The sequence below is a fragment of the Bacteroides sp. AM37-9 genome (assembly GCF_003603455.1).
In the GTDB taxonomy this organism is placed as follows: domain Bacteria; phylum Bacteroidota; class Bacteroidia; order Bacteroidales; family Bacteroidaceae; genus Bacteroides; species Bacteroides xylanisolvens.
Genome location: NZ_QTNF01000007.1, coordinates 154891 through 180660 on the forward strand (window position 1 = coordinate 154891; position 25770 = coordinate 180660).

20 protein-coding genes are annotated in these 25770 nt (G+C 41.7%); 2 read left to right on the plus strand and 18 right to left on the minus strand.

What is annotated here, in order from left to right:
* Positions 1 to 10 precede the first annotated feature (10 nt).
* Together DW862_RS07350 and DW862_RS07355 are read left to right on the plus strand one after the other, a co-directional pair.
* Positions 11 to 958 (plus strand): hypothetical protein, encoded by a 948-nt coding sequence (locus DW862_RS07350; protein ID WP_087317655.1) that lies wholly within the window; start codon positions 11 to 13, stop codon positions 956 to 958.
* A gap of 22 nt (positions 959 to 980) precedes the next feature.
* Positions 981 to 2207, plus strand: a complete 1227-nt coding sequence (locus DW862_RS07355; protein ID WP_120067578.1) for an acyloxyacyl hydrolase — start codon at positions 981 to 983, stop codon at positions 2205 to 2207.
* A gap of 35 nt (positions 2208 to 2242) precedes the next feature.
* Here the strand turns inward: DW862_RS07355 and DW862_RS07360 are convergent, their stop codons facing one another.
* The 18 genes from DW862_RS07360 to DW862_RS07445 all read right to left on the minus strand — a co-directional run bounded on the left by DW862_RS07360 (position 2243) and on the right by DW862_RS07445 (position 25752).
* Positions 2243 to 3982, minus strand: coding sequence for an ATP-binding protein (locus DW862_RS07360; protein ID WP_120067580.1), 1740 nt, complete (start codon positions 3980 to 3982; stop codon positions 2243 to 2245).
* Between the two features lie 236 nt (positions 3983 to 4218).
* The gene (locus DW862_RS07365) at positions 4219 to 5466 is read right to left on the minus strand and encodes a C10 family peptidase (RefSeq protein ID WP_049701642.1); all 1248 of its coding nucleotides are present in this window, start codon (positions 5464 to 5466) and stop codon (positions 4219 to 4221) included.
* 19 nt (positions 5467 to 5485) lie between these two features.
* Positions 5486 to 6205: a hypothetical protein gene (locus DW862_RS07370; protein WP_117809525.1), complete on the minus strand. Its 720-nt coding sequence runs from the start codon at positions 6203 to 6205 to the stop codon at positions 5486 to 5488.
* Between the two features lie 23 nt (positions 6206 to 6228).
* Positions 6229 to 6978 (minus strand): hypothetical protein, encoded by a 750-nt coding sequence (locus DW862_RS07375; protein WP_117684399.1) that lies wholly within the window; start codon positions 6976 to 6978, stop codon positions 6229 to 6231.
* A gap of 7 nt (positions 6979 to 6985) precedes the next feature.
* Positions 6986 to 8533, minus strand: coding sequence for a C10 family peptidase (locus DW862_RS07380; RefSeq protein WP_120067583.1), 1548 nt, complete (start codon positions 8531 to 8533; stop codon positions 6986 to 6988).
* A 7-nt stretch (positions 8534 to 8540) separates the two neighbouring features.
* Positions 8541 to 9983: a C10 family peptidase gene (locus DW862_RS07385; RefSeq protein ID WP_117684409.1), complete on the minus strand. Its 1443-nt coding sequence runs from the start codon at positions 9981 to 9983 to the stop codon at positions 8541 to 8543.
* Positions 9984 to 10027: 44 nt separating this feature from the next.
* The gene (locus DW862_RS07390) at positions 10028 to 10417 is read right to left on the minus strand and encodes a DUF3244 domain-containing protein (RefSeq protein WP_117684395.1); all 390 of its coding nucleotides are present in this window, start codon (positions 10415 to 10417) and stop codon (positions 10028 to 10030) included.
* Between the two features lie 159 nt (positions 10418 to 10576).
* Entirely contained in the window at positions 10577 to 12274 is a 1698-nt protein-coding gene (locus DW862_RS07395; protein ID WP_117809513.1) for a lipopolysaccharide assembly protein LapB, read from the minus strand.
* Positions 12275 to 13028: 754 nt separating this feature from the next.
* Positions 13029 to 13478, minus strand: a complete 450-nt coding sequence (locus tag DW862_RS07400) for a GatB/YqeY domain-containing protein (RefSeq protein WP_004324390.1) — start codon at positions 13476 to 13478, stop codon at positions 13029 to 13031.
* An 86-nt stretch (positions 13479 to 13564) separates the two neighbouring features.
* On the minus strand, positions 13565 to 14875 hold the full coding sequence (gene ftsZ / locus DW862_RS07405; protein ID WP_004309506.1) for a cell division protein FtsZ: 1311 nt from the start codon (positions 14873 to 14875) through the stop codon (positions 13565 to 13567).
* 132 nt (positions 14876 to 15007) lie between these two features.
* Positions 15008 to 16465, minus strand: a complete 1458-nt coding sequence (ftsA, locus tag DW862_RS07410) for a cell division protein FtsA (RefSeq protein ID WP_004315397.1) — start codon at positions 16463 to 16465, stop codon at positions 15008 to 15010.
* Between the two features lie 99 nt (positions 16466 to 16564).
* On the minus strand, positions 16565 to 17302 hold the full coding sequence (locus DW862_RS07415; protein WP_004315396.1) for a cell division protein FtsQ/DivIB: 738 nt from the start codon (positions 17300 to 17302) through the stop codon (positions 16565 to 16567).
* Positions 17303 to 17380: 78 nt separating this feature from the next.
* Positions 17381 to 18778, minus strand: a complete 1398-nt coding sequence (murC, locus tag DW862_RS07420; RefSeq protein ID WP_120067585.1) for a UDP-N-acetylmuramate--L-alanine ligase — start codon at positions 18776 to 18778, stop codon at positions 17381 to 17383.
* 112 nt (positions 18779 to 18890) lie between these two features.
* Positions 18891 to 20009, minus strand: a complete 1119-nt coding sequence (gene murG, locus DW862_RS07425; protein ID WP_120067587.1) for an undecaprenyldiphospho-muramoylpentapeptide beta-N-acetylglucosaminyltransferase — start codon at positions 20007 to 20009, stop codon at positions 18891 to 18893.
* 60 nt (positions 20010 to 20069) lie between these two features.
* Positions 20070 to 21392, minus strand: coding sequence for an FtsW/RodA/SpoVE family cell cycle protein (locus DW862_RS07430; protein WP_008024120.1), 1323 nt, complete (start codon positions 21390 to 21392; stop codon positions 20070 to 20072).
* A gap of 32 nt (positions 21393 to 21424) precedes the next feature.
* Entirely contained in the window at positions 21425 to 22759 is a 1335-nt protein-coding gene (gene murD / locus DW862_RS07435; protein WP_004298208.1) for a UDP-N-acetylmuramoyl-L-alanine--D-glutamate ligase, read from the minus strand.
* A 186-nt stretch (positions 22760 to 22945) separates the two neighbouring features.
* Complete coding sequence (locus tag DW862_RS07440; protein WP_049701648.1) at positions 22946 to 24214, minus strand: phospho-N-acetylmuramoyl-pentapeptide-transferase; 1269 nt, start codon at positions 24212 to 24214, stop codon at positions 22946 to 22948.
* 89 nt (positions 24215 to 24303) lie between these two features.
* The gene (locus DW862_RS07445) at positions 24304 to 25752 is read right to left on the minus strand and encodes a UDP-N-acetylmuramoyl-L-alanyl-D-glutamate--2,6-diaminopimelate ligase (protein ID WP_120067589.1); all 1449 of its coding nucleotides are present in this window, start codon (positions 25750 to 25752) and stop codon (positions 24304 to 24306) included.
* Positions 25753 to 25770: the final 18 nt, after the last annotated feature.

Below are 25770 nucleotides of genomic sequence, written 5' to 3' on the forward strand. Positions count from 1 at the left end.
GAGAAACAATATGAAAAGATTCCTGTACCTGACGGTCTGTTTTCTTATCCTTGGGGAGTTTTATGGTTGTAACGGAGACGTGTTTGTCGACGACTTCCGTTCTTCCGATTCCGAACTGACGCTGGACGGGAACGGGGATGTTGCCACTATTCAATTTGCAGCTGCCAATTGGGATTGGATGTATATAGCCTTCGATTTTCCCATTCAATATAAAATATATGATGCGGACAATCGCCTGATAACAACCGACCAAGGTCCATCGCTGAACGGGTTTGGAAAGATTGTGTGCACCGGAGAGATGATTGATTTCATCATCGAACGCGTTCATCCCAAAGAAGTGAAGATAACGGTGGGCGAGAATGCCCTTTCCGCTCCTTTTCAATTCCAGCTCAGGGCGAGCAACGAGTATGAGTGGCAGGAGATACGCGTCGAGATTTCTCCGACAGACAGATATGTGATGGATAGCATCACTTATTCTTTGAATGCATATTCTTACAATCCGGAAAACAGGACAGAGAGAAAAGAAGGCGTCTCCTTTCATAACTTTACAGATGTTTTCTCTACATACACGTTTTCCCCTTTCGAGTCTTTTTACCATTTTATGAGATTCAAAAGCGATGTGCCCGAAGCTTTTCAACTACTGGGCGAAGCCGGTCTGACGGTGGAAATACCAAGCATGAAAGACGGATATTTAGGGATGAACGGCAAGCGGGCGCCGTTCATTTCTGCGCAACAAATGTTGCCTTGCTCCAGTACGGAGCAGGAAGAAGACATAATTCCTCCCCGGACTGCTCGAATCTATACCTTATGGATGGTGTATGATTGGTTGGAAACGCGGTATACCCTCTATGTTTCTCACCCCAAAACCAAGAAACAACGAATCGTAAGCGGCACGTTGCATAGCGAAATGCCTGTAAAATATCACATAACACACAGGGATGTCTCTCTCAAAAACTAACCTTTCAACAACTAATATATCAATGATTAGAAATAGAAACGCCATACGGTTGCTGTGCCTCTTTTGCATCCTGGTACATCCGGCAATCAACGCAAATCTGGAAGCCCGGACAATCATCGGGCAACGGAACGACAGCGTCAGCCATCCCCTGATCCGCCATCAGCTTGGCTTCGACATCCGTCCGGGATATATCGTCTCCACCCATAGTTTTCTGCAAGGAGACAATGCGCAGCAAAAGAAAATCGACCAATCGCTTTCCTTCCATTTCAAGTACGCTTTCAGATTCAGCAAAGAATCCAATCTCGGCAGGCTCTTTCCCCATACCTATCAGGGTATTGGCATTTCCTACCATACTTTCTTTAGTCCCGCTGAATTGGGAAATCCCGTGTCGGTATACGCTTTTCAAGGGTCACGTATCGCGCAACTGTCCCCCCGTTTGTCGCTCGATTACGAATGGAACTTCGGGGCTTCTTTTGGCTGGAAGAAATATGATGAACTATCCAATCCGCAAAACGTGCTGATTGGCTCCAAAATCAATGCGTACATCAATCTCGGCTTTTTGCTGAACTGGCAAGTTCACAAGTACTGGAAACTGGCGGCAGGTGTAGATCTCACCCATTTTTCCAATGGAAACACGCATTATCCTAATGGCGGCCTTAATGTTATTGGAGGAAGAATCGGCATCGTGCGTACTTTGGGCGTGGATGAGGGACCCGGTCCCATCACTCCCGGACGGCTCTTTATAAAACCTCACGTCAGCTATGACCTGGTGATCTACGGAGCCACCCGCAAAAGAGGACTGATTGGAGACGATGTGTCGAGTATGATTCCCGGTTCGTTTGGTGTGGCGGGCATCAATTTCGCCCCGATGTATAATTTCAACAACTATTTTCGGGCAGGGCTTTCTGCGGATGCGCAATATGATGAGAGTGCCAATCTCAAAGAGTATAGAGTGGGCGAGTATTACTTGGGCGATTTGAAGTTTCATCGTCCTCCTTTCCGTAAGCAGTTTGCCGTGGGGTTATCTCTTCGGGCAGAACTGGTGATGCCCGTTTTCTCCATCAATGTCGGCGTCGGTCGGAATTTGATATACAGCGGTGACGATATGGAAGGGTTCTATCAAATTCTGGCTCTCAAGACTTACGTCACACGTCATTTGTTTTTGCACGTAGGATACCAGTTGAGCAAGTTTAAAGACCCCAACAATCTGATGCTGGGGCTTGGATATAGATTCCATGATAAACGATGAAAGAGTATGATAAGGTATAGGGAGGGCTTAGCTGTTTATGCCTCTTCCACTTTCACTAGTTTCCAACCCTGAAATACCAATGCGATGCATTTCAATTCTGTCGTTCCCTTGTCATGCCTGATCCATTCGCTTGTCGCATACTGTTTCAGTTGCGTTTTTGCATCAGACAGTAGCTTTTTGATTTCAGCATCCGAAGCGTCCCGTTTGGCGTATTTCACTTCAATGCAGTAGCTGTATGCCATGTCGGGAAGCTGCATCAGGCGGGGGTGGAGGAAGATGTCGGCATATCCTTTGTTGCTTTCGTATTCGGGGCGTGCGATATAGTAACTATTTAGTCCCAGATAAGCGAGAATGAAAGCTTTCACGTGTGCTTCCCCCTCTATAAATTCACGGATGCTGCTTTGCTTGTTCAGGCGTTCGACGATATATTCGAAGTAAGGATTCCAATCACCTTCGTATGCCATTTCATACATCAGTATGTTTAGCTTTTCCACTTCCAAATTGAGACCGGAGCTATCTTTGTAGATGTCTATCATGTATCCATAGAGTTGCTCGCGCACCGTTTGGTTGGGGATGGAGAGTATATTCATCGGGCCTCTAGTGCCGTTGATGGTAAGCATACCATAATAATAGAGGAGACTCTTGAAGTATTCGGTTTTTATAATATTCTCGGCCGGGAAACTGTCGGCAATGATTCCGCTAGTGGCGCCCTTCTCTACTATTTCCTGTACGACACTTGCATTTTCTCCAAAAGTCTTGTCTACGCGGATAAGGTGGCGCAGTTTGTTATAGTCGGTACGGATGTTGGCATCGAGCATTGTGTTGGGTATGCGCATGTTTAGCAGATAGCGGTTCATGAAGTAGAGCACCATGTCTGAATTGTACATGGACGGTTCGTCCAGTGCTTCGGTGGAAAAGCAATAATTATCATACCACGGTTTCATGATTTCTATCAGTTCGTCTGTAGAGTGCGGTAGGTCCCGGCGTTCTTTGTAATAATCTATCAAATCGCGCACTTCGTATTCGTTGAAACCTATCATATTATTAAATATGGAGTTGCTGCTATAATTATCCGCAATATTGAATCCGCTTGTCAGGTCGTCCATTGTCACAGGACTGACTCCCGTGAGGAAGATTCGCTCGATGACAGAGTTTGAATAATCCTTCACTACCTTGAGGAATCCGCGGAAGAATCCGTTGCCGTGGGTGATGCTGTGATAACGTTCATTGCCGTAATCTACCAGAATGTTATTGGCGAAGTTGTCATATTCGTCAAGGATAAGATATATTTTCAATCCTTTGCTTTTGGCGGACAAGCATAAGAATCCCAATATTTCGGCTGCGGTATCATATTTTTCCAGTTCTTCTGCGATATTTTTCCCTAATAGGTCACTATAATCTTTGGCAAAAGCACTCATCACCAGTTTACAATAGGTATTGAAAGTCTGTTTCAAAGTCTCCATATCGCTGGCTACACTGCTGAAGTTGAGCGTCAACACCAGATATTTGTTACGGTTGGGCGTGGGATGTTTGCCTATATATAATTCTCCGAAGCTTTCCTCGAATTTGTCTTTCTTGTTGATGTCGTAGTAAAGACCCAGCATGTTCAGGAAAAGACTCTTCCCGAAACGACGGGGACGGACAAAGAAAAAGAAACGGCTTATATTTTCTACTTTCTCTATATATTGGGTTTTATCTACATAATAATAACCATCACGGATGATAGACTCGAAGTCCGTCATCCCGTATGGTATTTTCTTGATTGCTGCCTCCATAATTGCCCTTTTTAATTATAGAGAACAAAGTTAGCTTATTTTCTTCTATCCGACAATCAAATAGAGACTTATTCCAGCGTTGGTTGTAAATTTGCCGAAGGGGAAAACTATTTCCCCTTCTTAGTTTCTATTGACTGTTCATCTCTTTCATCGCAGGATTGAGTATATATGTCTTGCAAATATAAAAAGTGATAAAAGAGGTGGACAACTAATGTGTAAATAACGTTGTTTTGAGTTTATCGGTTTCTTATATTAGCGATTATACCAAGATTTATGTCTCTATAAAAATAACCACCGGGCTCAAATACTATGCTTCCGTTATCATTAACCATGTAATAGCCATTAAAACTCTCATTCATACCAAAGTTACAATGGAGGTAAACGGAGTTTTCTTCATTAATGGCATATCCATCAACTAAAAAAGCGACTTTGTCTAGGTCACCTACGAAAACAGGATAAAGAGAAAGTAGGGATTTTTTTACAACTTCTAAATTCCAGCTTTGATCATTATCGCAAGTCAGTCCGCATTGAGAAGTATTTATTTGTCTTGAAATATTTCTTATTGGGGTTTTCACTGCAATAACAGAATTTACAATCTCGGTGGAAGGTCCAGTAGCAGTCCATTTATCATAATTATAACATTCTCCCCATACAGGATATGCACCAATTGTATTGTAGACATATTTTAGTAAAGTTGCGATCATTTTTTCATTGGATTGTGTCGCTTCTTTTTCCATGGTTAATATTTCCCAATTTATATTTATTCCGTCAATGTTTAAATAAGGTCTTAAATATGCCATAGCTTGGGCAATAGCAATAGAAGCTTGTCCTGTAGGATAGTTGCCATATAGAGCTCCTCCAGGTCTGTTAGGAGATATGCGTTCATAACGTTCTACGAAAGCTTGAGGCAATAGTTGGTTATATGGAGTAAATTGATGCCAGTTTGTTCTGCAAAATGGTACAATCATTACGCTTACTTCCCCAGGTATAGACTCTACTGGACGAGAACGTGTTGATGATGTATCTTTGTAGTTTTGAATTTTTTCCATTAAAATATTTTTGGCCATTTGCATCATTATGTTGGGCCCTAAAGAGACTTGATAAACCGAATCATTGAATGAAGGTATATATGCGAGTACTTTTTGGAATCTTTTATCTCCGGAAACAATAATTCTCCCATTCTTCGGACCGTTATTTATTTCTATTTCATAAATTAAGGGGAGTTTTTCACTTGATAAAGCTCTTGTTTTTTCAGAAGCGTGTAGCCTATATGTACTTTTTATACCAAATGCAGTATTATTATCTCTAGTTCGTGGTTCGGATGTTACAGATTCGTGAAACGTTTTGGCAATTGTAAGTGCCTCACTTTCTGACAAATCATAAAGACTACTATTAGTTTCTATATTAATCTCTTTGTCTAGTTCCTCTGTACATGCTGAAATTGATACAGCAAAAATGATACATATAAATATGTTTTTTCTCATAATGTTTTTGTTTACTTAATTATTCAATTGCTGATAGAAAACATTGGATTTTTGCACCTTTTACAGATGCATTCGGATATTTTGATTTATACTTTTCAGTAAAGTCTAATACAATGATAATTGTATGGTCGTTTACTACGGCGAATCCGTGTTTAGATATGTTGTTGTTAAAGTTTAAGGTAAGGCTGTCTTTATCCCACTCGTAGGTTCCGGCCTTTTTATTATTGTCATAGTCGGATGAAGAATAATCAATTTCCACAGCTTTAGTATCTTTATCAAAAGAGTATAGTATTCCCGTTCGGTTCTTGGCAATTTCTTTTAATTCGCTCTCTATTATTTCTCGAATGTGCAGGTCACCACCATTTATCCAAGTGCTGGAGGAATCTCCTTTTTCTATGAACTTTCCGGAAAGGTAGTCGGAAATAACTTCAATCTCTGCAAAATTATCAGGATTTCTTAAGTCACGCAGATATATGGAAGTGTTTCCTACACTGTTTCCTGTGATTAGGATTGCCTTACTATCATTTTGAGGTTCAACTGTTGCTATTCGAGGATTTTCAGACTGTAATCCAAGCCCCATTTGGAATTTTTCTAAATCAGACAATATATATACAATTCTTTTTTCTCCTGCTAAAATATGTATGGAGTTGCTACTTAATTCAATGGGTTCACAATTTAGTTTGTCTTCGTTTGAGCAGCTAATTGTAAATATACAGAATATCAGAAATAACAGTTTCACTTGTCTATCTACTTTTGTATCGATCAAAATGTAAGCCCTCCTAATTGAATTATTTCATTATCCTTCCAGACATAATTAACTTTTACTTCTGTGATACCGGCATCAGGATATCGTTGCTGATATTCTGATGTTTTGTCACTCTGTAGAATATATCCGTGTGACATTCCTGTAGCAAATTTGAAGCCGAATTTCTCTGTTTTATCGTCATACATTAGGGTTAAAGAGGTAATGTTCCATTCGTATGTACCTTCTTTGAATATCCCCGAATCAGTTTTCATTGTGAACTTTTTGGTTTCTTGATTGAATGTATAAGTGGCACCGATGAATGGCTTTTCTTTTTCTCGTAACTCAATTTCTATCTCTGGAGGGATTCTTAGATCTATTGCTTTTATTATTATTCCCGGAGAACCAGGATGACCTTCGAGCGGAATTCCCCAATTGATAATTTCCGAGCTGTTGAAGTATATTACATATACGTAGATCTCACATACTATCTTATTATTGTCAGTATCAATAAGTCGTATCATGGTGCTCCCACTTTTGTATGTAGCGATGCATACGCCCATTACGTCAAGAGTTGCAGTTGCAATTTCTTGATTTTCTGATTCTAATTTATAGTTGTGCTCTGTTAAGTCTGTTTCTATGATGATGTGTGATGTCACTCCTTCCCATATGGAAACTGACTTCTTTTCAACTTCGTATGGTTGTTCTTCAGAGCAACCATACGAAGATATGAGTAATGATGTAATAAATAAAAAAATATAAATTCTCATTGCTGGGCTATTTTCTAGTTATATTATATAACATAGTCATTTCTTGGGTATAGTATGCAACATATTCTTTCTTTGTCTTAAATATGACATCACAATCTTGCAAATCATTACTTGTTCTGAAATAAACTTTAGACCCTATTCCCCATCCAATATTTACTGACCAATAATGGTAGTACCCTGCACGTCGAGGATGTCTGGTAATAACCACTCCATCTATTAACCATGCATGCCCTCCAAGTTTTCCAGTTATATTACCATCTTTATCTACTATATGCCCTGAACCAAATAGGAAAACAGGTTTTCTTTCAAATAAAGATTGCTTGGCAAGATTTCCGTCAAATTTAGTTTTTTGATCTCCCGAAAAATTAGTCATGCTTCTTAAGTAATTTATCATATTGGGAGTAGAAGTTTCTGTTTGCGTAATTACGGACTTTGTGTATTTACTACCTGTTTCGATATCTTGCAATACTTTATCTTCATATGCAGGGTGTGAGCCTGTATCTACATATATTTTATACAATAAGCCGGAAATCATATCTATTAAATCTTGTGGTGAACTTAATTCTGGTTGCCATGGCTTACTGACAATATGATCTACTGAAGTCACATAGTTCCAATCTACTTTTTGGTTATCTTTTATAGACATGGCAGGTTTTATTATACTAAATAACATTCCTATTGCGAGATTAGCACATCCTACTACTATATGCCCTTCATATTCGCTATTGACGTCATCAAAAATCATCATTACAGGCATCGCAGAATTGTATGGAGTATTTTGTGACCATTCGACTTTCGATAAGGGATTAACAAAACCTACTACTTCTGATTTGGGCTTTTCTACACCTCCGGCTGGATTTCCCGGATTATTATTTCTGGTAGATACTTCATCAGTAGTTATAATTTGGTCTTTAATATTTTGATAAGATACTTCTCTTTGGGGAATGTTTAGTTGTTGGGCGATTTTATAGAGGGTAGAATCTCTTTTAGTAGACTTTATATCTTCTATGTGTTGGATATCTAAAAGGATATTCTTTTTGGATACTTCCAGTAAGTAACCTATCCTATTATCAGTTTCACTATCTGGACAATAATTGTCTGTATAGAAAAGGACTTCGGGCATTCTTTCATCACCACATACTACTGCCAGACTTTTGCTGCCATCATCGTTGGCTAACTCAACATTAAATATAGGTACAGCGAGTTCATTGGGTATTGATGAACGAGTTGTAGTTATGGTTTCAATAATATTGTTATTTTGGGTAATATAATACTTCTTTTTAATAGCCACTTTTGATAGTTTTGAGTTTCGTGTAGTAGCTACTTTTTTAGTTTCTATATTATTCTTAAAATCAGAGATAACATTGGTTATTTCCTCGTCAGATAGTTCTTGGGGAGCATCATACGCAATACTGGTAAACTCCTCCGGGGTTAAAATGATCTTATCGCTCTCTGTGTTTTTCTCATTAAAGTTGCTGATAACGTTAGTATCTGTGCATGATAAAAGAAGAAATGAAGCAATAAGTGTGTATAAGAAATATTTATTCTTTGGCATATTGTTTTTATCTTACGGAAATATTATTTAAGTAATCCATTTTGTAGCACCATTCTTTAATACCTTTGGCTTCAAAACACGTATTGGCATTACTGTCTAATTTATAGTAACCTGTACACTCGTCTGCCCATCCTAAGTTGGCATGCCAGTATACATCGTTATTCTTCACTAATTGGCGGGTAACTATGGATTTTTCAGTTATTAACATGCCAGAGATGATGAAGGCATGATCGGAGGTTAACATCATAATTAAGCGTCCTGCACGTAATGCTGCCCATGCTAAATCACCATTAAAAGAGGCTTTAGGTTTGTAGTTAAAATATTTATTCATTGTCTTTAACATGTTTACTTCAGAAACTTCGCTTGCAATGACGGCACCATCCCAATCTTTTTTTGAGGTTGTATGATTTTCGCGGTAAAGATCAATTATTAGACACTCTGCATCACCGCGTCCTCTCTCACTAGATCCTGGATCATCAATCTTAGGAGTTTGTGCCATTAGATCCCAATTCGGAATAAAGCTACCATGTCCATCAGGATTAGGAAATGAAATTTGTGGAATTCTACGACGGTGGGTATACGTCATCATTTGGGCCATAGCAATGTTCACGCATCCTGCGGGAACTGCAGTATAATTTTTTCCCCCATTTTCTGTTCTTACCCAATCAAGTAAATCATTATAACCGAACGCTCCATTGTAGGGAAATTCTTGTCCCCAGTTAGTTTTCACGAGTGGAAAAATAGATGTTTCAAGAATTTGCATTTCTATATCTCCTATTTGTACAGCAGTTGATCTTGTTGTAGGCTTTGCATCAATAACAACTATATTATCTTTGACTTTCTCATAAGAAATTTCATTTATAGGTACTTCTAGTTCTTTACTAATCTTCTTAAGTGTTGGGAGCCGCAAAGAGTCTACAGCTTCTTTCATCTTTATTGTATTATATAGATAACTTGCTTTTGAAGCATGTAATAGTTTGCTAGCTCCTGTTTGCTCCATCATTTTTTCACTACTACATTTAGGAATGAAGGCAATGATGGCAGGAAAATTTGTATTCGCTGAAACTATAGCACGACCCATAGAAGAGCCATTGCTAAATTCGATTTCACAAATTTTAGATGTAATATCGTCATTGCTAATGGCTCTTGTTGCTTGTTCTTGTTCTTTGAATTCTCCCTCTTTATTTATGAAACTCTCTTTTACAATTTTTAATGAAGTTGCATTGCTTCTTGTTGTTGTTCCGTTTTGCAGATTAGCAAAAGCATTTACCATATCAAAAAGAGTTTTCTCTTCCAAATCTTTTGTTTCCTCATAGGAGATGCTGAAGACTTCATCTTGTGTAAGTTTGATCTTCTTTTGAGAGATAAAATCTTCAGAAATATCATTCGTACACGAATGGATGGTGAATAGGCTGGCTATTGCACACAAAGAATAGAATAGCTTTTTCATACTTTTAATTATTAAGTTGCGTAATGATTGCATGTTTGTTACTTTTATGGTATTGAGTGCTCTATTTCAAACTCCCCAATGAAAGTCATGTCTCTTTCTATATAAAGAAGCTCATAATAGCCAGTTTTGTAGCCTGTTAAATCAATTTTATAAGTCTCTTGCTCATTAGGGGGGATTATCACATCTTGGAACATGATATTTCCTTGTTGATCTTTTACTTGGAGAGTGACTTGATTGTCGATGTTTTCAAGAAAACGAATTTCAATAGAGTTTTCGTCGAGAATGGCTTCTATGGGGATAGGAACAAGTGCTCTTTTCTGGTAATGCCATCTTTCGAAAACTAGGTGCTTAGTTCTACGCTCTGATAGATTATTGGCTTCCATTGTCATGAATGAAATACTAATCAATAATAGTACAATACTTAGCTTTCTCATATTTTTAAATGTTTCTTGCAAATTTATGGCAATATGAGGGGTAATACAAGCAAAAGATGTTTTTCGACGTGGACAAACTGATGTTGATAATCAGATGGTTACACCTGATTGCGTGGACATAGCTATACCTAATAAATTATTTCGATCTAAAAAGGAATATTAGCGCATGTTTTCAATTAAATATTCTCGTAATGTCGTATTATTGTTTGGTAACGTAATTCCTAGTTTTTGTCTAAGTCGGAGTCGTTTTTTTCTTACCGAATCGACAGTGATATTTATTAATTGTGCTTCTGCATTAGTGTCAAACCCATACATATAAAGACAACAATACATAAAATCTTGTATCTGTAAATCTGGACACAGACTATATATGTACCTGTGGAGATTGGGGTAAATATGTGTTATTTCATCTGTGATCAGTTTCCATTGCTCATCTGTTATTAATGATCTATTATTTCTTGGTTTATTTTGAGTCGTTAAATGTGTCAGTTCTTTAAATAGAGGTGAATTCTCTAAAGACTTATTTTGTAGTTCTTTATAATTGGCGGTTAAGAGGATTATTTCTTCCTGCATTTTATTATAGTATTCATTTTTCTCTTTGGATGTATCTAATAACCTTTTTTTCTTTTCTAGTTCTAATGACACATTGAGTAAGTTTGTTTTTATCAGGTATAATTCATCCCGTTGTCTTTGGATTTTTTCTTTTGCTTTTTTGCGATATAATAGGTATCCTATTGTTATTAATAGTAACGTTATAATGCAGATAATTGAAATTATAATGTAGCTTTGTTGTTTAATTTTTAATCTATCGACTTCTTTGCTGATTTTTAGGTGATTATATTTGGATTCTATATCTAGTATTTTGGATTGGCTATCTGCATATACAATAGAATCTACCATATTAACATATTCTTCCAGATTGACAAGAGCTTCTTTATAGTTTTCTTCTGCATTATAAATTTGATAATATAGATATTTAATGCTACATGTATATTGGGGGTTATCCTGTGGAATCTTGGATAATAATTCTTTAGCTTTATTAATGGAACCTGATGTCGTATATAAGTCAATCAATGCTACATAGTCGGGCATTTTCTCTCTTCCTGTCAATAATGCTTTGAGGAGATATTTTTCGGCTTTATCATATTTATTTTGCATTGCATAGATGTTTCCTAAAGCATTGTTGATTGATGCAGTAACTTCGATATTTTTAGTTTTATTTGCTACAGAATCAGCTACAATTAGAATATGTAGAGCATGTGATAATGAATCCATTTCTGCATATTCACGTCCTACATCTCTTAATGCGCAAGCATAGCTATCTGTATTATTTTCTTTTTTGAAGCATTCGGCAGCAGCCTCATATCTTTTGATGGCTTCTGTTCGCATGAATTTCTCTCTGTACAAATCGCCTATATAGTCGTAGATATATCCGATGAGATTATTGAATTTATTCTTTTCTGCAATATCCAAAGCATTTGTATATATTGACATTGCTTTATCATAATCTCCATCTGCAAAATAAGAGCGACCTAAATAAATCAGAATTTGCACTTGTTCATCAGGACTACCATGCGAGGAATACCAGTCATAAGCCCTCTCTAATTGATAAGTTGGTAGGATGGTGGTGAAAATCTCGTCTGTAATCTTTCCTGATAACATACACCAGCGTGCAAAAGTTTTGTCGTCTAGTTTTTCAGGAGATGATATGCTGTTTAGTAGGTTGGATGCGCTGTCAGGATTTATGGCAATGGCTTTTTCTACTTCATTTAGCAGTCTGTCAGATACGGATTGTTGTTTGTTGCATCCTGATAGCACTAATATAGATGTTATAATTATAGCAATACTCTTTCTCATTTGTCTGTCGTGGTTTAGTTTCGTTGTAAAAGTAATCTTTATTTTCTATATTATGCTCTTTTATAGGGAGATTATTTTAGTTCGGGGAAATAATAATTAGTACTGTCTATATCATACATTAAATTAATTTCAAATCTGCTTTTACTTTATTAAGTTCATGTGATCTAATTTGATTATTTCCCAGCTATTAATAGACTCTTTCTTATTTATAGTGAGAAAAGTTCCTTTCTATTAATACCTAAATTACTTTACTATAATTCTAAACTTGTTTTTCATTAATCGCAATCTATAATTGCAAGTTGCAATTATATAAATGAAGCTTTTGATTTTATAAATGAAAGCTTTGTTTATAAAAACAAAAGCTTCATTTAGAGATTGCCTTTAATGTTAGTAATCTTTTCTATTAGTGAAAAGGAAGTTTGGCATCAATAGAGAATAAGTTTATATCTAATAGATTGGAATCAGTCTATTAATCAAAATTCGGCAGAAAGGTATAGTGAATCGGGTGAAACCTATGTGAAAGGCAGCCCTTCACCCGAAATCCCTTTATTCATCGATGTTTCAGAGTGGTGAAGGAGGTGAATGTCATGTTTAAAGAAAAGTTGCAGATGTGTGTAAGATGAAACATCTTGCACGCATCTGCAACAGTATCTTGCACAGGTTTATACTGCTATTAATCAAATATATAAACTCTGGTTAGTGTAAGGTGCAAGATAAAATCGAACACTAAAAGGTTCTGTAGAAGTTCCGGAAGTTATCCCAAAAGCTCTTTTACTTTTGCGGAAATGGCACGTCCTTCTGCAAGTCCTGCCAGCTTCTTGGAGGCAACTCCCATGACCTTACCCATGTCTTTACCGCTCGTAGCACCTGTCTCTGCGATAATTTCCTTCAAAGCAGCTTCCAGTTCTTCGGCACTCATCTGTTTCGGCAGGTATTTTTCCATAACGGCTACCTGACCCAATTCTACGTCAGCCAAGTCCTGACGACCCTGTCCGATATAGATTTCAGCAGAATCTTTTCCTTGTTTTACAAGTTTCTGGATAATCTTTAGAGCTGCGTCATCTGTCAATATATCGTTAGCTCCTGGAGCTGTCTTAGCTTCGAGGAAGAACTTCTTTATATTTCTCAAAGTTTCGAGGGCTACTTTATCTTTCGCCTTCATTGCGTTTTTAATGTCTTCGCTGACTTGATCGAATAAATCCATACTATTATAATTATAAATTGAAGATTAAAAATTAGATCTGAAGCCTGATGCTGTGGGACTATAATTTTCGTTCTTAAGCTCTTTGTTTAGAATGTAATTACGCCGTTATCATCCGTAGCTTCTTCTGTTGCCACTTCTTCTTCCAATGCAGCTTTTGTCCGGATTTTAGTAAGAGTCGTCTTATCACGCATATACGTGGGAGAATCTTCTACCATGGCGATGATATCGTCGTTGTCCAAATCTTCCGTGTTGAAAAGATAGATGTGGCGGCGTTTGCGGAGGCTCTTGCTTCCGATATTGCTGGCACTTTCGCCGTATGCCTTGCGGATACGTTCTTTGTTCTTCTCTTTTTCCTCTTCCAGTTGCAGTTGGCGTTCTTCCTCTTCCTGGCTGCGTGCAGCATGCAGGCTGTCCATTCCGGGGACGTCTTCTACACCGAATCCGGTTGCCAATACGGTGATCTTTACTTTGGTATCCAGTGAGTTGTCGATGGCAACACCCCAGATCACTTCCACTCCTTCGCGGAACTTGCTCATGAACTCGTGTATCTCGTTCATCTCCTCCATCATCAGCTCGGATGACGGGCAGAAAGAAACGTTCAACATAACCTTCTTGGCATTGAAAATATCGTTGTTGTTGAGCAGCGGAGAATGCAGGGCATCGTCGATTGCTTTCGTCACACGATTTTCTCCTTCGCCGAATCCGGTACTCATGATCGCTACTCCGCCATCTTTCAGGATGGTTTTCACATCGGCAAAGTCGAGGTTGACCGTACCACGCATGGTGATAATCTCGGCAATGCTCTTGGCAGCGATGGAAAGAGTGTCATCGGCCTTGCCGAAGGCATTCATAAAGGTAAGGTCGGCGTATATTTCGCGCAGGCGTTCGTTGTTGATAACCAATAGGGCATCAACGTGCTGGGCGATACGTTCGACGCCGTCCAGTGCCTGGATGATTTTCTTTTCTCCTTCGAAGATAAAGGGGATGGTGACGATACCGACAGTCAGAATATCCATTTCCTTCGCAATGCGGGCGATGACCGGGGCAGCTCCTGTTCCGGTTCCTCCTCCCATTCCGGCGGTGATGAATACCATCTTGGTGCCGTCGTTCAGTTGTGCCTTGATATCTTCTATACTTTCTTCAGCGGCGTCGCGTGCCCGTTCGGGACGGTTGCCGGCTCCAAGCCCTTGCGTGATGCTACGGCCCAGTTGCAGTTTCACCGGGACAGGTGATTCGGCCAATGCCTGGTTGTCCGTGTTGCAAAGAACGAACGTTACATCATGGATGCCTTCCCGGTACATGTGGTTTACAGCGTTACCACCACCACCACCTACACCAATCACTTTGATGATCTTCGGTGAATCTGTCGGGAAATCGAATTGTACTATCTCGTCCATAATAATATGATTTCTGATTTATGATTTCTGGTTTCTGAACTCTGATTTTTGAATCTTGATTTATAAGTTATGATTTATGATTTATGATATAGCGCGCAGCCAACTCATAACTCATAATTCATAAATCATAAATCACTTCATATCGTCGTCGGAGAAGATTTCTTTCGTCAACGAGTCGATCTTGCGCTGAATCCAGCTCGGACCGGCTTCTCTTTTCCGTCTTTCTTTCTCTTCCTTTTCCTTTTGCTTGCGAAGTTTTTCCGCTTCTTTAGCAGCTAACTTGGCTTCACGCTCTTCTTCCTCTTTCTTGAGGCGGGCGAGGCGGGCCTGTTCCTTCAGCTCCTGGTCGTCTTCAAATATGTCTGCGGTCCTATGCACTTCCGGCTCCGGCTTGGAGACTGGCGGTACAGGAGCAGCAGCTTGCGGGGCGGTTTCAGTCAGGCAACAGTTTTGGTTCCCTTCAAACAGGAGACCGAACAATGTGTTCTGTGAACCGTCTTTTTTTAGTATATTGTTGGGGGCATGGACCGTATTGCGTGGAAGTTTCGCCATCCGTATCTTTTCTATCTTGCTGCGTTTGCGCAAGGTTTCGTCCAAGTTCTTCAGGTTGGCGGCTCCTCCTGTTAGGATAAGTCCTGCCAGCAGTTTGTCTTCGTAGCCGGATAGCTGAATCTGGTTCCATACGTTGGCAACGATTTCTTCGGCACGGGCTTCGATGATATTATTAAGATCTGCCACTTTGATGATACGGTTGTCATCCTCCAGTTTGCAGGTAGCTTCTTCCTCTTGTTCGGGGTCTTCTTCGTAGAGCGCGTCACCATAGGCTTTTTTCAGGCGTTCGGCTTCTTCCTCCTCCATTTGCAGGGTGGTGATGTCACGCGTGATGCTGTTGCCTCCCAAAGGTAATACGGTGAGGAAGCGGAGAATGTTATTCTTATATACAGAGATGGTAGTCGTATCTGCTCCGAAGTCGATCAGTGCACAACCCGAACGGCGTTCGCTTTCTGTCAGTACGGCATTGGCTGTTACTAGCGGGGCGATCAGTTGGTCGGCAATGTCGATTTTTGCCTGCTGGAAGCAATGCTCCAGATTCTTGCGTACGGAAGCACGGGCAACGATGTTGAGGAAACGTCCCTCGATGTGGCTTCCTACCAGACCTACCGGGTTGGCTTGCAGATTATTGCCCACCTTGTATTCTTGCGGAGCTACGTCCAGTATATCCATATCAACTACCGGGATGGCAATGTTCTCATCACCGATAGCGCTTACAAGTTCTTCGGATATGATGGCTTCTTCTTCCAGGTCGCGGCTTACTACATTGCGGACTGTGCGGAGTGATTGTCCGCCGATGCCTACATATACCTTGGCAATTGAGTTTTTCAACTCACCTTCCAGTCTGTTGATGATCGAGGTCAGGCTTTGCGCTGTCTTGTCCAGATTGAAAATAACTCCTTTACGAATAAACGTAGAAGAGTCTTCCTGGGCATACGCTAATACCTGCATACTTCCGTCACTGTTCTTTCTTCCGGCCACACCGGTTATCTTCGATGAACCAAGTTCAATAGCGGCGATAAATTCTGTTGTTGCCATATATATTTATTTACGATTTTACGATTTACAATTTACGATTGAAAAAAGATTGTTCACTCCTCATCTGTCAACTATCAATTATCAACTATCATTTATTATCTATTCTCGTTTGGTGCAGATAATCTGGTTGTTGAATTCGAGGTTGATACGTGAGTATTTGTTCCAGCCTACCCGGTTGAGTCCTTTCTTGTAGAACTCCTTCAAACGTGCCAGTTTATCTTCAAAGTTTTCCAGTTTTCCGAGATAGACGAGATGGTCTCCCACACGCGGCACCAATTCGATGTTCTGGTCGGGCAACACATGGATCTGCTCTATCTGGGCGTCCCAGAATTTATTATTATGCAAAAATACACCAAACTTATATAAATCCTTCATTGCAAACGACTTTTCTACGTTTCCGGTGACAATTACCCGGTGAGCGACGCATTTTGCATCCGGTGGCATGACGGTTCCTTTGTTGTCAAGGTAGTAATTCTGACCGTTGGAGCTCATCACCCGAAGAATAGGGATACGTTGTGTCACTTCCACGCATACTTTGCCGCTGGGTGTTTTGTAACACTCGGCTTCGTCAATCAACGGATGTTTGCTTAGTTCCCGTTCCAGTGACTTGGTAGAGATGCGCTCCATCTTCTTCCCGATGGGGTAGATCCCTTTGTGCTGAAGGATACCTTTCAGCTCTTCTTTGGTGATGAAGCCGGCGTATGCGGTATCCTTGATAACCAATTCCATGTCACGGCAGGTCTGGTCGGCAGGCTTGCGGTTGAATGCGGTGATAGCTACGGCGAGGTAGGCTATAAGCACCAGCATGACGATGGATAGAAGGATTCTCTTTACCATAGTTTTTTTATTAATGAAGAATTAAGAATGAAGAATGAAGAATTGCTGCGCATCAATACGCTGGATAGAGATTCTTCATTATTCATTATTCATTCTTAATTTTTTTGTTTCTAATAGTTCCTTTATTTCAGGGACATAGTTGTCGATGTCTCCAGCCCCCAAAGTGATTAATACTTCAATGTTTTTATCTTTCAGAATGTTCAGTATATCTTCCTTTTTGCACATACTTTTTTCAATGCCCGGACGGAGATTGTCATAAATCAGTTTGCTGGTGACGCCCGGAATCGGTGCTTCACGTGCCGGATAGATGTCTACCAGAATCACTTCGTCGAGTAGCGACAGGCTATCGGCAAAATCTTGATAGAAGTCGCGGGTGCGGGTGTAGAGATGCGGCTGGAAGATGGCTGTGATCTTCTTGTCCTTGTAAAGTTCGCGCATAGACAACACGCTCTGTTTGATTTCAGAGGGGTGGTGGGCGTAGTCACTCAAAAAGACGATACGGTCGTTCTTGATCTTGAAGTCGAACCGGCGGTCTACTCCGCGGAAACTTGCCATGCCTCTTTTTATTTCTTCATCGGTCGCCCCGTTAAGGTGTGCCAATGCCATGGCGGCTACGCCGTTTTCTATGTTGATGCTAACCGGAATTCCCAGTTGAATATCGTTGATACGGGTGTCCGGGGCAACAAAGTCGATGAATATTTCTCCGTTTCCGATGCGGATGTTTTCTGCATGGAAGTCGCCTTCGTCACGTGAGTAAGTATAGACACGAACGCCCGGCTGCACTTTCGGTTGCAGGGAGATGCCTTTGCGGATAATCAGTGCGCCACCCGGTTGGATAAGCGTGGTATAATGCTCGAAACTTTCCAGGTAGGCTTGTTCTGTGCCGTAGATGTCCAGATGATCGGGGTCGGTAGATGTAATTACGGTTGTATAGGGCGACAGCCAGTGGAAAGAACGGTCGAACTCATCTGCTTCAATCACCGTGTAAGGGCTTGTTTGAGAGAGTAGCAGGTTGGTGCCGTAGTTCTTCGAGATTCCTCCGAGAAAAGCGGTACATTCCACGTGCGATTGATGGAGCAAATGGGCTGTCATTGTCGATGTGGTTGTTTTTCCGTGAGTACCTGCCACGCACAGACCTTTGCTCGAATGGGTAATTGTTCCCAATACTTGGGCGCGTTTCTGTATTTCGAATCCGTTGTTGCGGAAATAAACGATTTCTTCATGTTCCTGCGGAACGGCGGGCGTGTATATGACTAACGTGCTTTCCTTGTCTTTGCAGGCTTCGGGAATCAGGTCGACGTTTTCTTCATAATGTATTTGTGCGCCTTCGGCGATCAGGGTTTCAGTCAATGGAGTAGGGGTACGGTCGTATCCGGCCACTATCTTTCCTTTGAAGAGAAAGTAGCGTACAAGTGCACTCATACCGATGCCGCCGGCACCTACGAAATAGACTGATTTTATCGTTTCTATATTCATTTCTTCTGTTTTTTATTTTAGTACGGATTACGTCGTTTGATCCCGGAGTTATACCGCTACTTCAACCTGTATGCAATCCGATAATCTATTTATCTGTTTTTGCTTCTGTTTATCAGCTCTTTGCTTCCGCCAGTTTGATAACCTCTTGTGCGATGATTCTCGCAGAATCGGGCAAAGCCAGCTTGGCGATATTCTCTGTCAGTTCTTTCAGTTTCTGTTCATCATTGACGGTAGATAATGCTACATCCATCAAGGTTGTTTCTGCTTCACTGTCTTTGACGTAGATAGCTGCCTGTTTATTCACCAATGCTAAGGCATTCTTAGTCTGATGGTCTTCCGCTACATTGGGAGAAGGCACTAAGATAACAGGTTTATGTAACAGGCAGAACTCTGAAATAGAACCTGCCCCTGCACGGGAAATCACAAGATCGGCTGCTGCGTATGCGGCTGCCATGTCTTTGATGAAATCCGTTACATATAAGTTCGGAAGTGTACCTGCAGCTTTCACGGTTTCTTTCACTTGCGGGTAATAGTATTTGCCCGTTTGCCAGATGAATTGCACGTCCGTATTTTCTTTGATGGTTGCCAGTCCGGCTGTCAGCGTATTGTTGATGGTACGTGCACCCAGACTGCCGCCTACAATCAGAATCGTTTTTTTGCCTGGCTGTAAGTTGAAGGAGCGCAATGCTTCTTCTTTAGACGGCATATCCTTTGTCAGGTTTTGGCGGACAGGATTCCCCGTCATAATAATCTTGTCGGCAGGGAAGAACTTTTCCATTCCATCATAAGCTACACAAATCACTTTTGCTTTCTGTGCCAGGAGCTTATTGGTCACTCCGGCATAAGAGTTTTGTTCCTGGATTAATGTCGGTACTCCCATCATTCCGGCAGTCTTCAATGTAGGTCCGCTTGCATATCCGCCTACGCCTACCGCCACTTGTGGGCGGAAGTCCTTGATAACTTTGCGTGCTTTCCACTGGCTGCGCATCAGTTTAATCAATACAGATACATTTTTCCATAAACGTTTGCGGTCGAATCCGGCAATCGGAAGCCCGATAATACGGTAGCCTGCATCGGGAACCCGTTGCATTTCCATACGTCCTTCAGCACCTACAAAGAGAATTTCTGCGTCGGGGCGTAGCTCTATTATAGCGTTTGCGATAGAGACGGCAGGAAAGATATGCCCTCCTGTTCCTCCACCACTGATAATAATTCTAAGTTCTTTTTCCATCCTAATTTCTTTTTCTATCCGTTGTTCAACGTTTTTCGTTCACCACTCACCGTTCATCACTTACCGTTTATCAATATCATGCTCGTCTTCAAACTTGGCATCGCTGTTCAGAATCTGTGCTGTCGGTTCGGCGGCAGTCTGTGCCTCGGAACTTGCAGCTGCATCTGCCTCTAATTGCAGTTGGATCTGTGCATCGTGCGCTTTTTGTTCTTCCAGATGGGCGGTATATCGGCTTACACTTAATATCATACCGATATAAGCGCAGTTGATTAACGTACTTGTACCTCCTTTGCTGACCAAAGGCAGGGGCTGGCCGGTGACGGGGAATAATCCGACGGCAACCATCATATTCAATATTGCTTGCGATACCAGTAGCAACGCAATGCCCATAACGAGAAAGGCGGGGAAGGTTCGCTCGCATTTCTGTGCGATTCGTCCGGCTCGCATCAGTAGCCATAGATAGAGGAACACCACAAATATTCCTCCGATCAATCCCATCTCTTCAATCACAATCGCAAAGATAAAATCGGAGAATGCCTGACTAAGGAAGTCACGTTGTATCGAGTTTCCCGGACCTTTGCCGACTACGTGGCTGGTAGCAATGGCGATGCGTGCATGCGCCACCTGTGCATCTTTGTCAATATCAAATTTGGCAGCCGGCACTTCCTCCTTTTCAAAGAAGCCGGAAACACGATTCTGCCACGTTTCGAAACGGTGAAGTCCCGGAGTGTTATGCAGCGTTTTAGCGGGAATAGCCATCAGTATACCTACGGCAACACCGCCCACAAGTGCCAATATTCCCAACATTCCGAATAGCTTTTTTGCTGACACCCGGCCGATAAACATCATCATGCATACTACTCCGAAAAGCAGCATTGCTGTCGAAAGGTTTTCCGGTGCGATAAGCAGGAATACCAGTCCGGTGAGGATCATGATATATTTGAAGGCGTTCGGGTTGGCTCCGTATTCGTCCTGCCTTTTGGACAGGATGAATGAGACGGCAATGATAACCGCCATCTTTGCCAATTCCGAAGGCTGGAATTGTAATCCCATAAAGGTCATCCAACGGGCTGCCCCGTTGACACGGTCCCCTGTGATGATACCCATCAGCGTGACAAATGCCAATAGAACCAGGGAAATCGGATACAGAAAGACCGGAAATACCTGGAACCATTTGTAGGGAACATTATGCAGAAACACTACTACCACAGCACCTACCATCAGGATGATGGAGTGTTGTGTAATCGGTCCCCAATGGTCGCCACTTTTGTAAGTCAGTGTCGACGCTGCCGAGAACACCTCGATAATAGAGATGAGGCAGAGACAGAGGAAGATAATCCAGATTACCTTGTCACCTTTGAATATGTTCTTTAATAAATCCAATCTTGTAGCAATTAAAAATTAATAATTAGAAATTAAAGGGCGCGGACACATTCCTTAAACTGGTCGCCACGGTCTTCATAGCTCTTGAAGAGGTCGAAAGAGGCGCAGCAAGGGCTCAATAATACTGTTTCACCTTTCTTTGCCAGTTTGTAGGCAGCTTCTACGGCATCCTTCATTCCGGTTTGTACGTCTGCTACGGGCAGGCCGAAACGATCGAAGAATTCGTGAAGTTTTTCGTTGTGAAGTCCCAGGTATACCAGTGCCGAACACTTTTCACGTACAAGGTCTTCAATTTCAGTATAGTCGTTGCCTTTATCTTTACCACCGAGGATCAATACCGTTTTGGTAGTCATGCTTTGCAGGGCATACCAGCAGGAGTTGACATTCGTTGCTTTAGAGTCGTTGATGAAATCAATTCCACGGACACGTGCCACCTTTTCCAACCGATGCTCTACTCCCTTGAAGTCGGAGAGGGCTTTACGGATGTTTTCTTTGGCGATGCCGGCAAGGTTTGCCGAGATACCGGCAGCTAAAGAGTTATATAGGTTATGTTGCCCTGTCAGAGCCAGTTCTTCCTGCTCCATGTTGAAGGCAATCGGTTCGGTGATTTTTACTTCGTGGTCTTCTACGTATGCGATCGCTCCGTCTTCTTTTACAGCGGCAAAAGGATACAGATGAGCTTTCAGACCATGTTTCGCCAGTTCTTGTCTGATGATCGGGTCGTCATTCCAGAAGATGAAAGCATCGTCCGGGGTTTGGTTTTGGGTAATGCGGAATTTAGCGTCGATGTAATTCTGCATACAGTGGTCGTAGCGATCAAGATGGTCCGGAGTGATGTTCATCAATACGGCGATGTTCGCACGGAAGTTATACATATTATCCAGCTGGAAAGAGCTAAGTTCGATAATATAATAATCATGGTAATCTTCGGCTACCTGCAAAGCAAGACTTTTGCCGATGTTGCCTGCCAAACCTACGTTCAGACCTGCGCTTTTGAAAATGTGGTAGATCAGGGAAGTCGTTGTAGTCTTTCCGTTAGAACCTGTAATACAGATCATTTTGGCATCAGTATAGCGTCCGGCAAACTCAATCTCGGAGATCACCGGTGTGCCTTGAGCTTTCAGTTTCAGGATGATTGGGGCATCATTCGGGATACCGGGGCTTTTGATAACCTCGTCGGCATTCAGAATGAGCTCTTCGGTATGGTGTCCTTCTTCCCAGGCAATCTGATGGCTGTCGAGAAGTTCCTTATATTTGTCCTTGATGGCGGACATGTCCGAAACAAACGTCTCAAATCCTTTTACTTTTGCGAGTACGGCTGCACCTGCGCCGCTTTCGCCAGCTCCTAAAATTACAATTCTTTTCATCTACAATAATGTGCCCTTGTTTTCTAATCGATTGATTTATCTATTAGCTGCGCACATCTTTTAAAAGTTAATAATCGGGTTAATGCTCTCTATATTTTTAATGAAGGCACGGATGACGCGGATTTCACGGTTTTAAGGGATTATGCAGTTAACACTGCGTTAATCCGTGTAATCCGTGCCTTCATTCTATCTTATTTTTAATGTTATAATTGTTATTGCCGCCAATACAATCGTTACAATCCAGAAACGGACGGTAATCTTTGATTCGTGGAACAGCTGGTCGGGCTTGGTGAATTTCACCGTACATCCCGGCTCGATCAGACTCATTGAAGTACGGAAATGATCGTGAATCGGTGTGCGCTTGAACAAACGTTGCTTTACACCTTTCCGCTTTCCTGCCTTGTAATAAGCCCGTTGCAGGATTACCGACAGATTCTCTACCAGGAATACACCGCAAAGAATCGGTATCAGCAACTCTTTGTGAATGATGATGGCGAACACTGCGATGATACCGCCAATGGTGAGGCTGCCTGTGTCTCCCATAAATACTTGTGCCGGATAAGCATTGTACCATAAGAAACCGATAAGCGCACCGATGAAGGCACAGATATAGATTACCAGTTCTTCCGAACCCGGAATATACATGATGTTCAGATAGCCTGCGAATTCGATATGCGACGATACATACGCCAATATCCCCAGCGTTGCGCCGATAATGGCCGAGTTTCCGGCCGCCATTCCGTCCATACCGTCATTCAGGTTGGCACCGTTTGATACGGCGGTAACCACGATGATTGTAACGATGACGAACAAAATCCATCCGGCTGTTTGCGCATGCTCGCCCATGAAAGAAACCAAATCGGCATAATCAAGGTTATTGCTCTTGAAAAAAGGAATCGTTGTCTGGGTCGATTTCAAATCATTGGTTCCGTGTATCACTTCCATCTCCTGTCCCGGATTATGAACTTCGATATTCTCACGGATCACTACGTCCGGGCTTAGATACAGAGTCATTCCGACAATTAAACCCAAACCGACCTGACCGATAATCTTGAACTTGCCATGCAAACCTTCTTTGTCTTTTTTAAAGATCTTGATATAGTCGTCAGCGAAGCCGAGTGATCCCAACCATACGGTGGTTATCAGCATCAGTATCATATATATATTATGCAGTTTACCCAACAACAGACAAGGAATCAGGATGGCTACGATGATGATAACACCTCCCATGCTCGGCACGCCTACTTTGTTGACGCCGAACGGGTCCGTTTTAGCATCACGCTGCGTTTCTGTGATTTGTTTCCTTTTGAGTAGGTTGATGAACTTGTCTCCCCAGATACTTGAAATAAGTAACGCGAGGATCACCGCCATCAAAGCACGGAATGAAGTATATCCGAACATTCCCGCTCCTGGAAAATTGAGCTTATGTAGCCATTCAAATAGATAATATAACATAAATAATTTGCCAATTTATTGATGTGTTGCTATGTCGCTTCTGCCGGATGAATACCGGAGCCAGTCGGCATATTAGCACAATCTATTCATTATTTAAAAATTTCTTTGAGTACTTCTTTATCGTCAAAATGATGTTTTACTCCTTTTATCTCCTGGTAATTCTCGTGTCCTTTTCCGGCAACGAGAATCACATCTCCTTTTTCTGCCAGCATACAAGCCGTGCGAATCGCTTCTTTACGGTCGGCAATGCTGACCGTTTTCTTCATATCCTCCGCATCCAGTCCGGCAAGCATATCGTTGATGATGTCTTGCGGCTTTTCGAAGCGCGGATTGTCTGAAGTGATGATGACGCGGTCACTGGCTTTAGCAGCTTCCTTTGCCATGATGGGACGTTTGCCCTTGTCACGGTTGCCACCGGCACCCACCACTGTAATCACTTTTCCTTTTCCTTCAAGTACTCCATGTATGGCATTCAATACATTAATAAGAGCATCCGGAGTATGCGCATAATCTACAATCGCTGTAACTCCCTGTGGAGAACGGACCGCATCGAAACGTCCGGCTACCGGATGAAGCGTACTAAGAGCCACAAGCACCTCTTCTTCTTTCTTACCCAACAGAACGGCTGCCCCGAATACTGCCAGCAAATTGGAAGCATTGAACTTGCCGATAAACTGAACTGCCAACTCATGGTTGTTGAAGTCAAGCAACATTCCTTCAAAATGAGACTCCAATACCCGCCCTTTAAAGTCACAAAGGCTTCTCAATGAATAAGTATAGACCTTAGAACGTGTATTCTGTGTCATTACCAGTCCATTCTTATCGTCCAGATTAGTCAGGCTGAATGCGCTTTTCGGCAGATCGTCAAAGAACTTCTTCTTTGCTTTCAGATAATTCTCTACTGTTTTATGATAGTCGAGATGGTCGCGGGTCAGATTGGTAAAGATCCCTCCTGCATACTTTAATCCGCTGATACGTTTCTGTGCAATGGAGTGTGAACTGACTTCCATGAAAACATATTTGCATCCTTCATCCGCCATTCGTCCCAATAGACGGTTCAACGTGATAGGATCGGGCGTGGTATGCTCTGTCGGGATCGGTTCATCGTCGATATAATTGCAAACGGTAGAAATCAATCCTACCTTATATCCGAAATAACGGAATGTATTATATAATAAGGTGGCGATTGTTGTTTTTCCGTTCGTTCCGGTAACGCCAACCAGTTCCATCTTGGAAGTGGGGTCGCCGTAGAAAGTAGTAGCAATCTTTCCTACTGCATCTTCACTGTCTTTGACTTGTATATAAGTGATCCCCGCAACAGGTTCTTCCGGCATATCCTCGCAGAGGATAGCAGTCGCTCCTTTCGCTATGGCAGCAGGTATGTAGGCGTGCCCGTCCGCTTGCGTGCCGCGCATTGCCATGAACAGTTGGCCGGCTTCCACTAGACGGGAGTCAATATTGACTCCGGTGATTTCTATGTCTGAATCTCCGGCTACCTCTACCGGTTGGATCGCTTTCAGTAACTCCTTTAATAACATCACTCTATTTAATTTTTA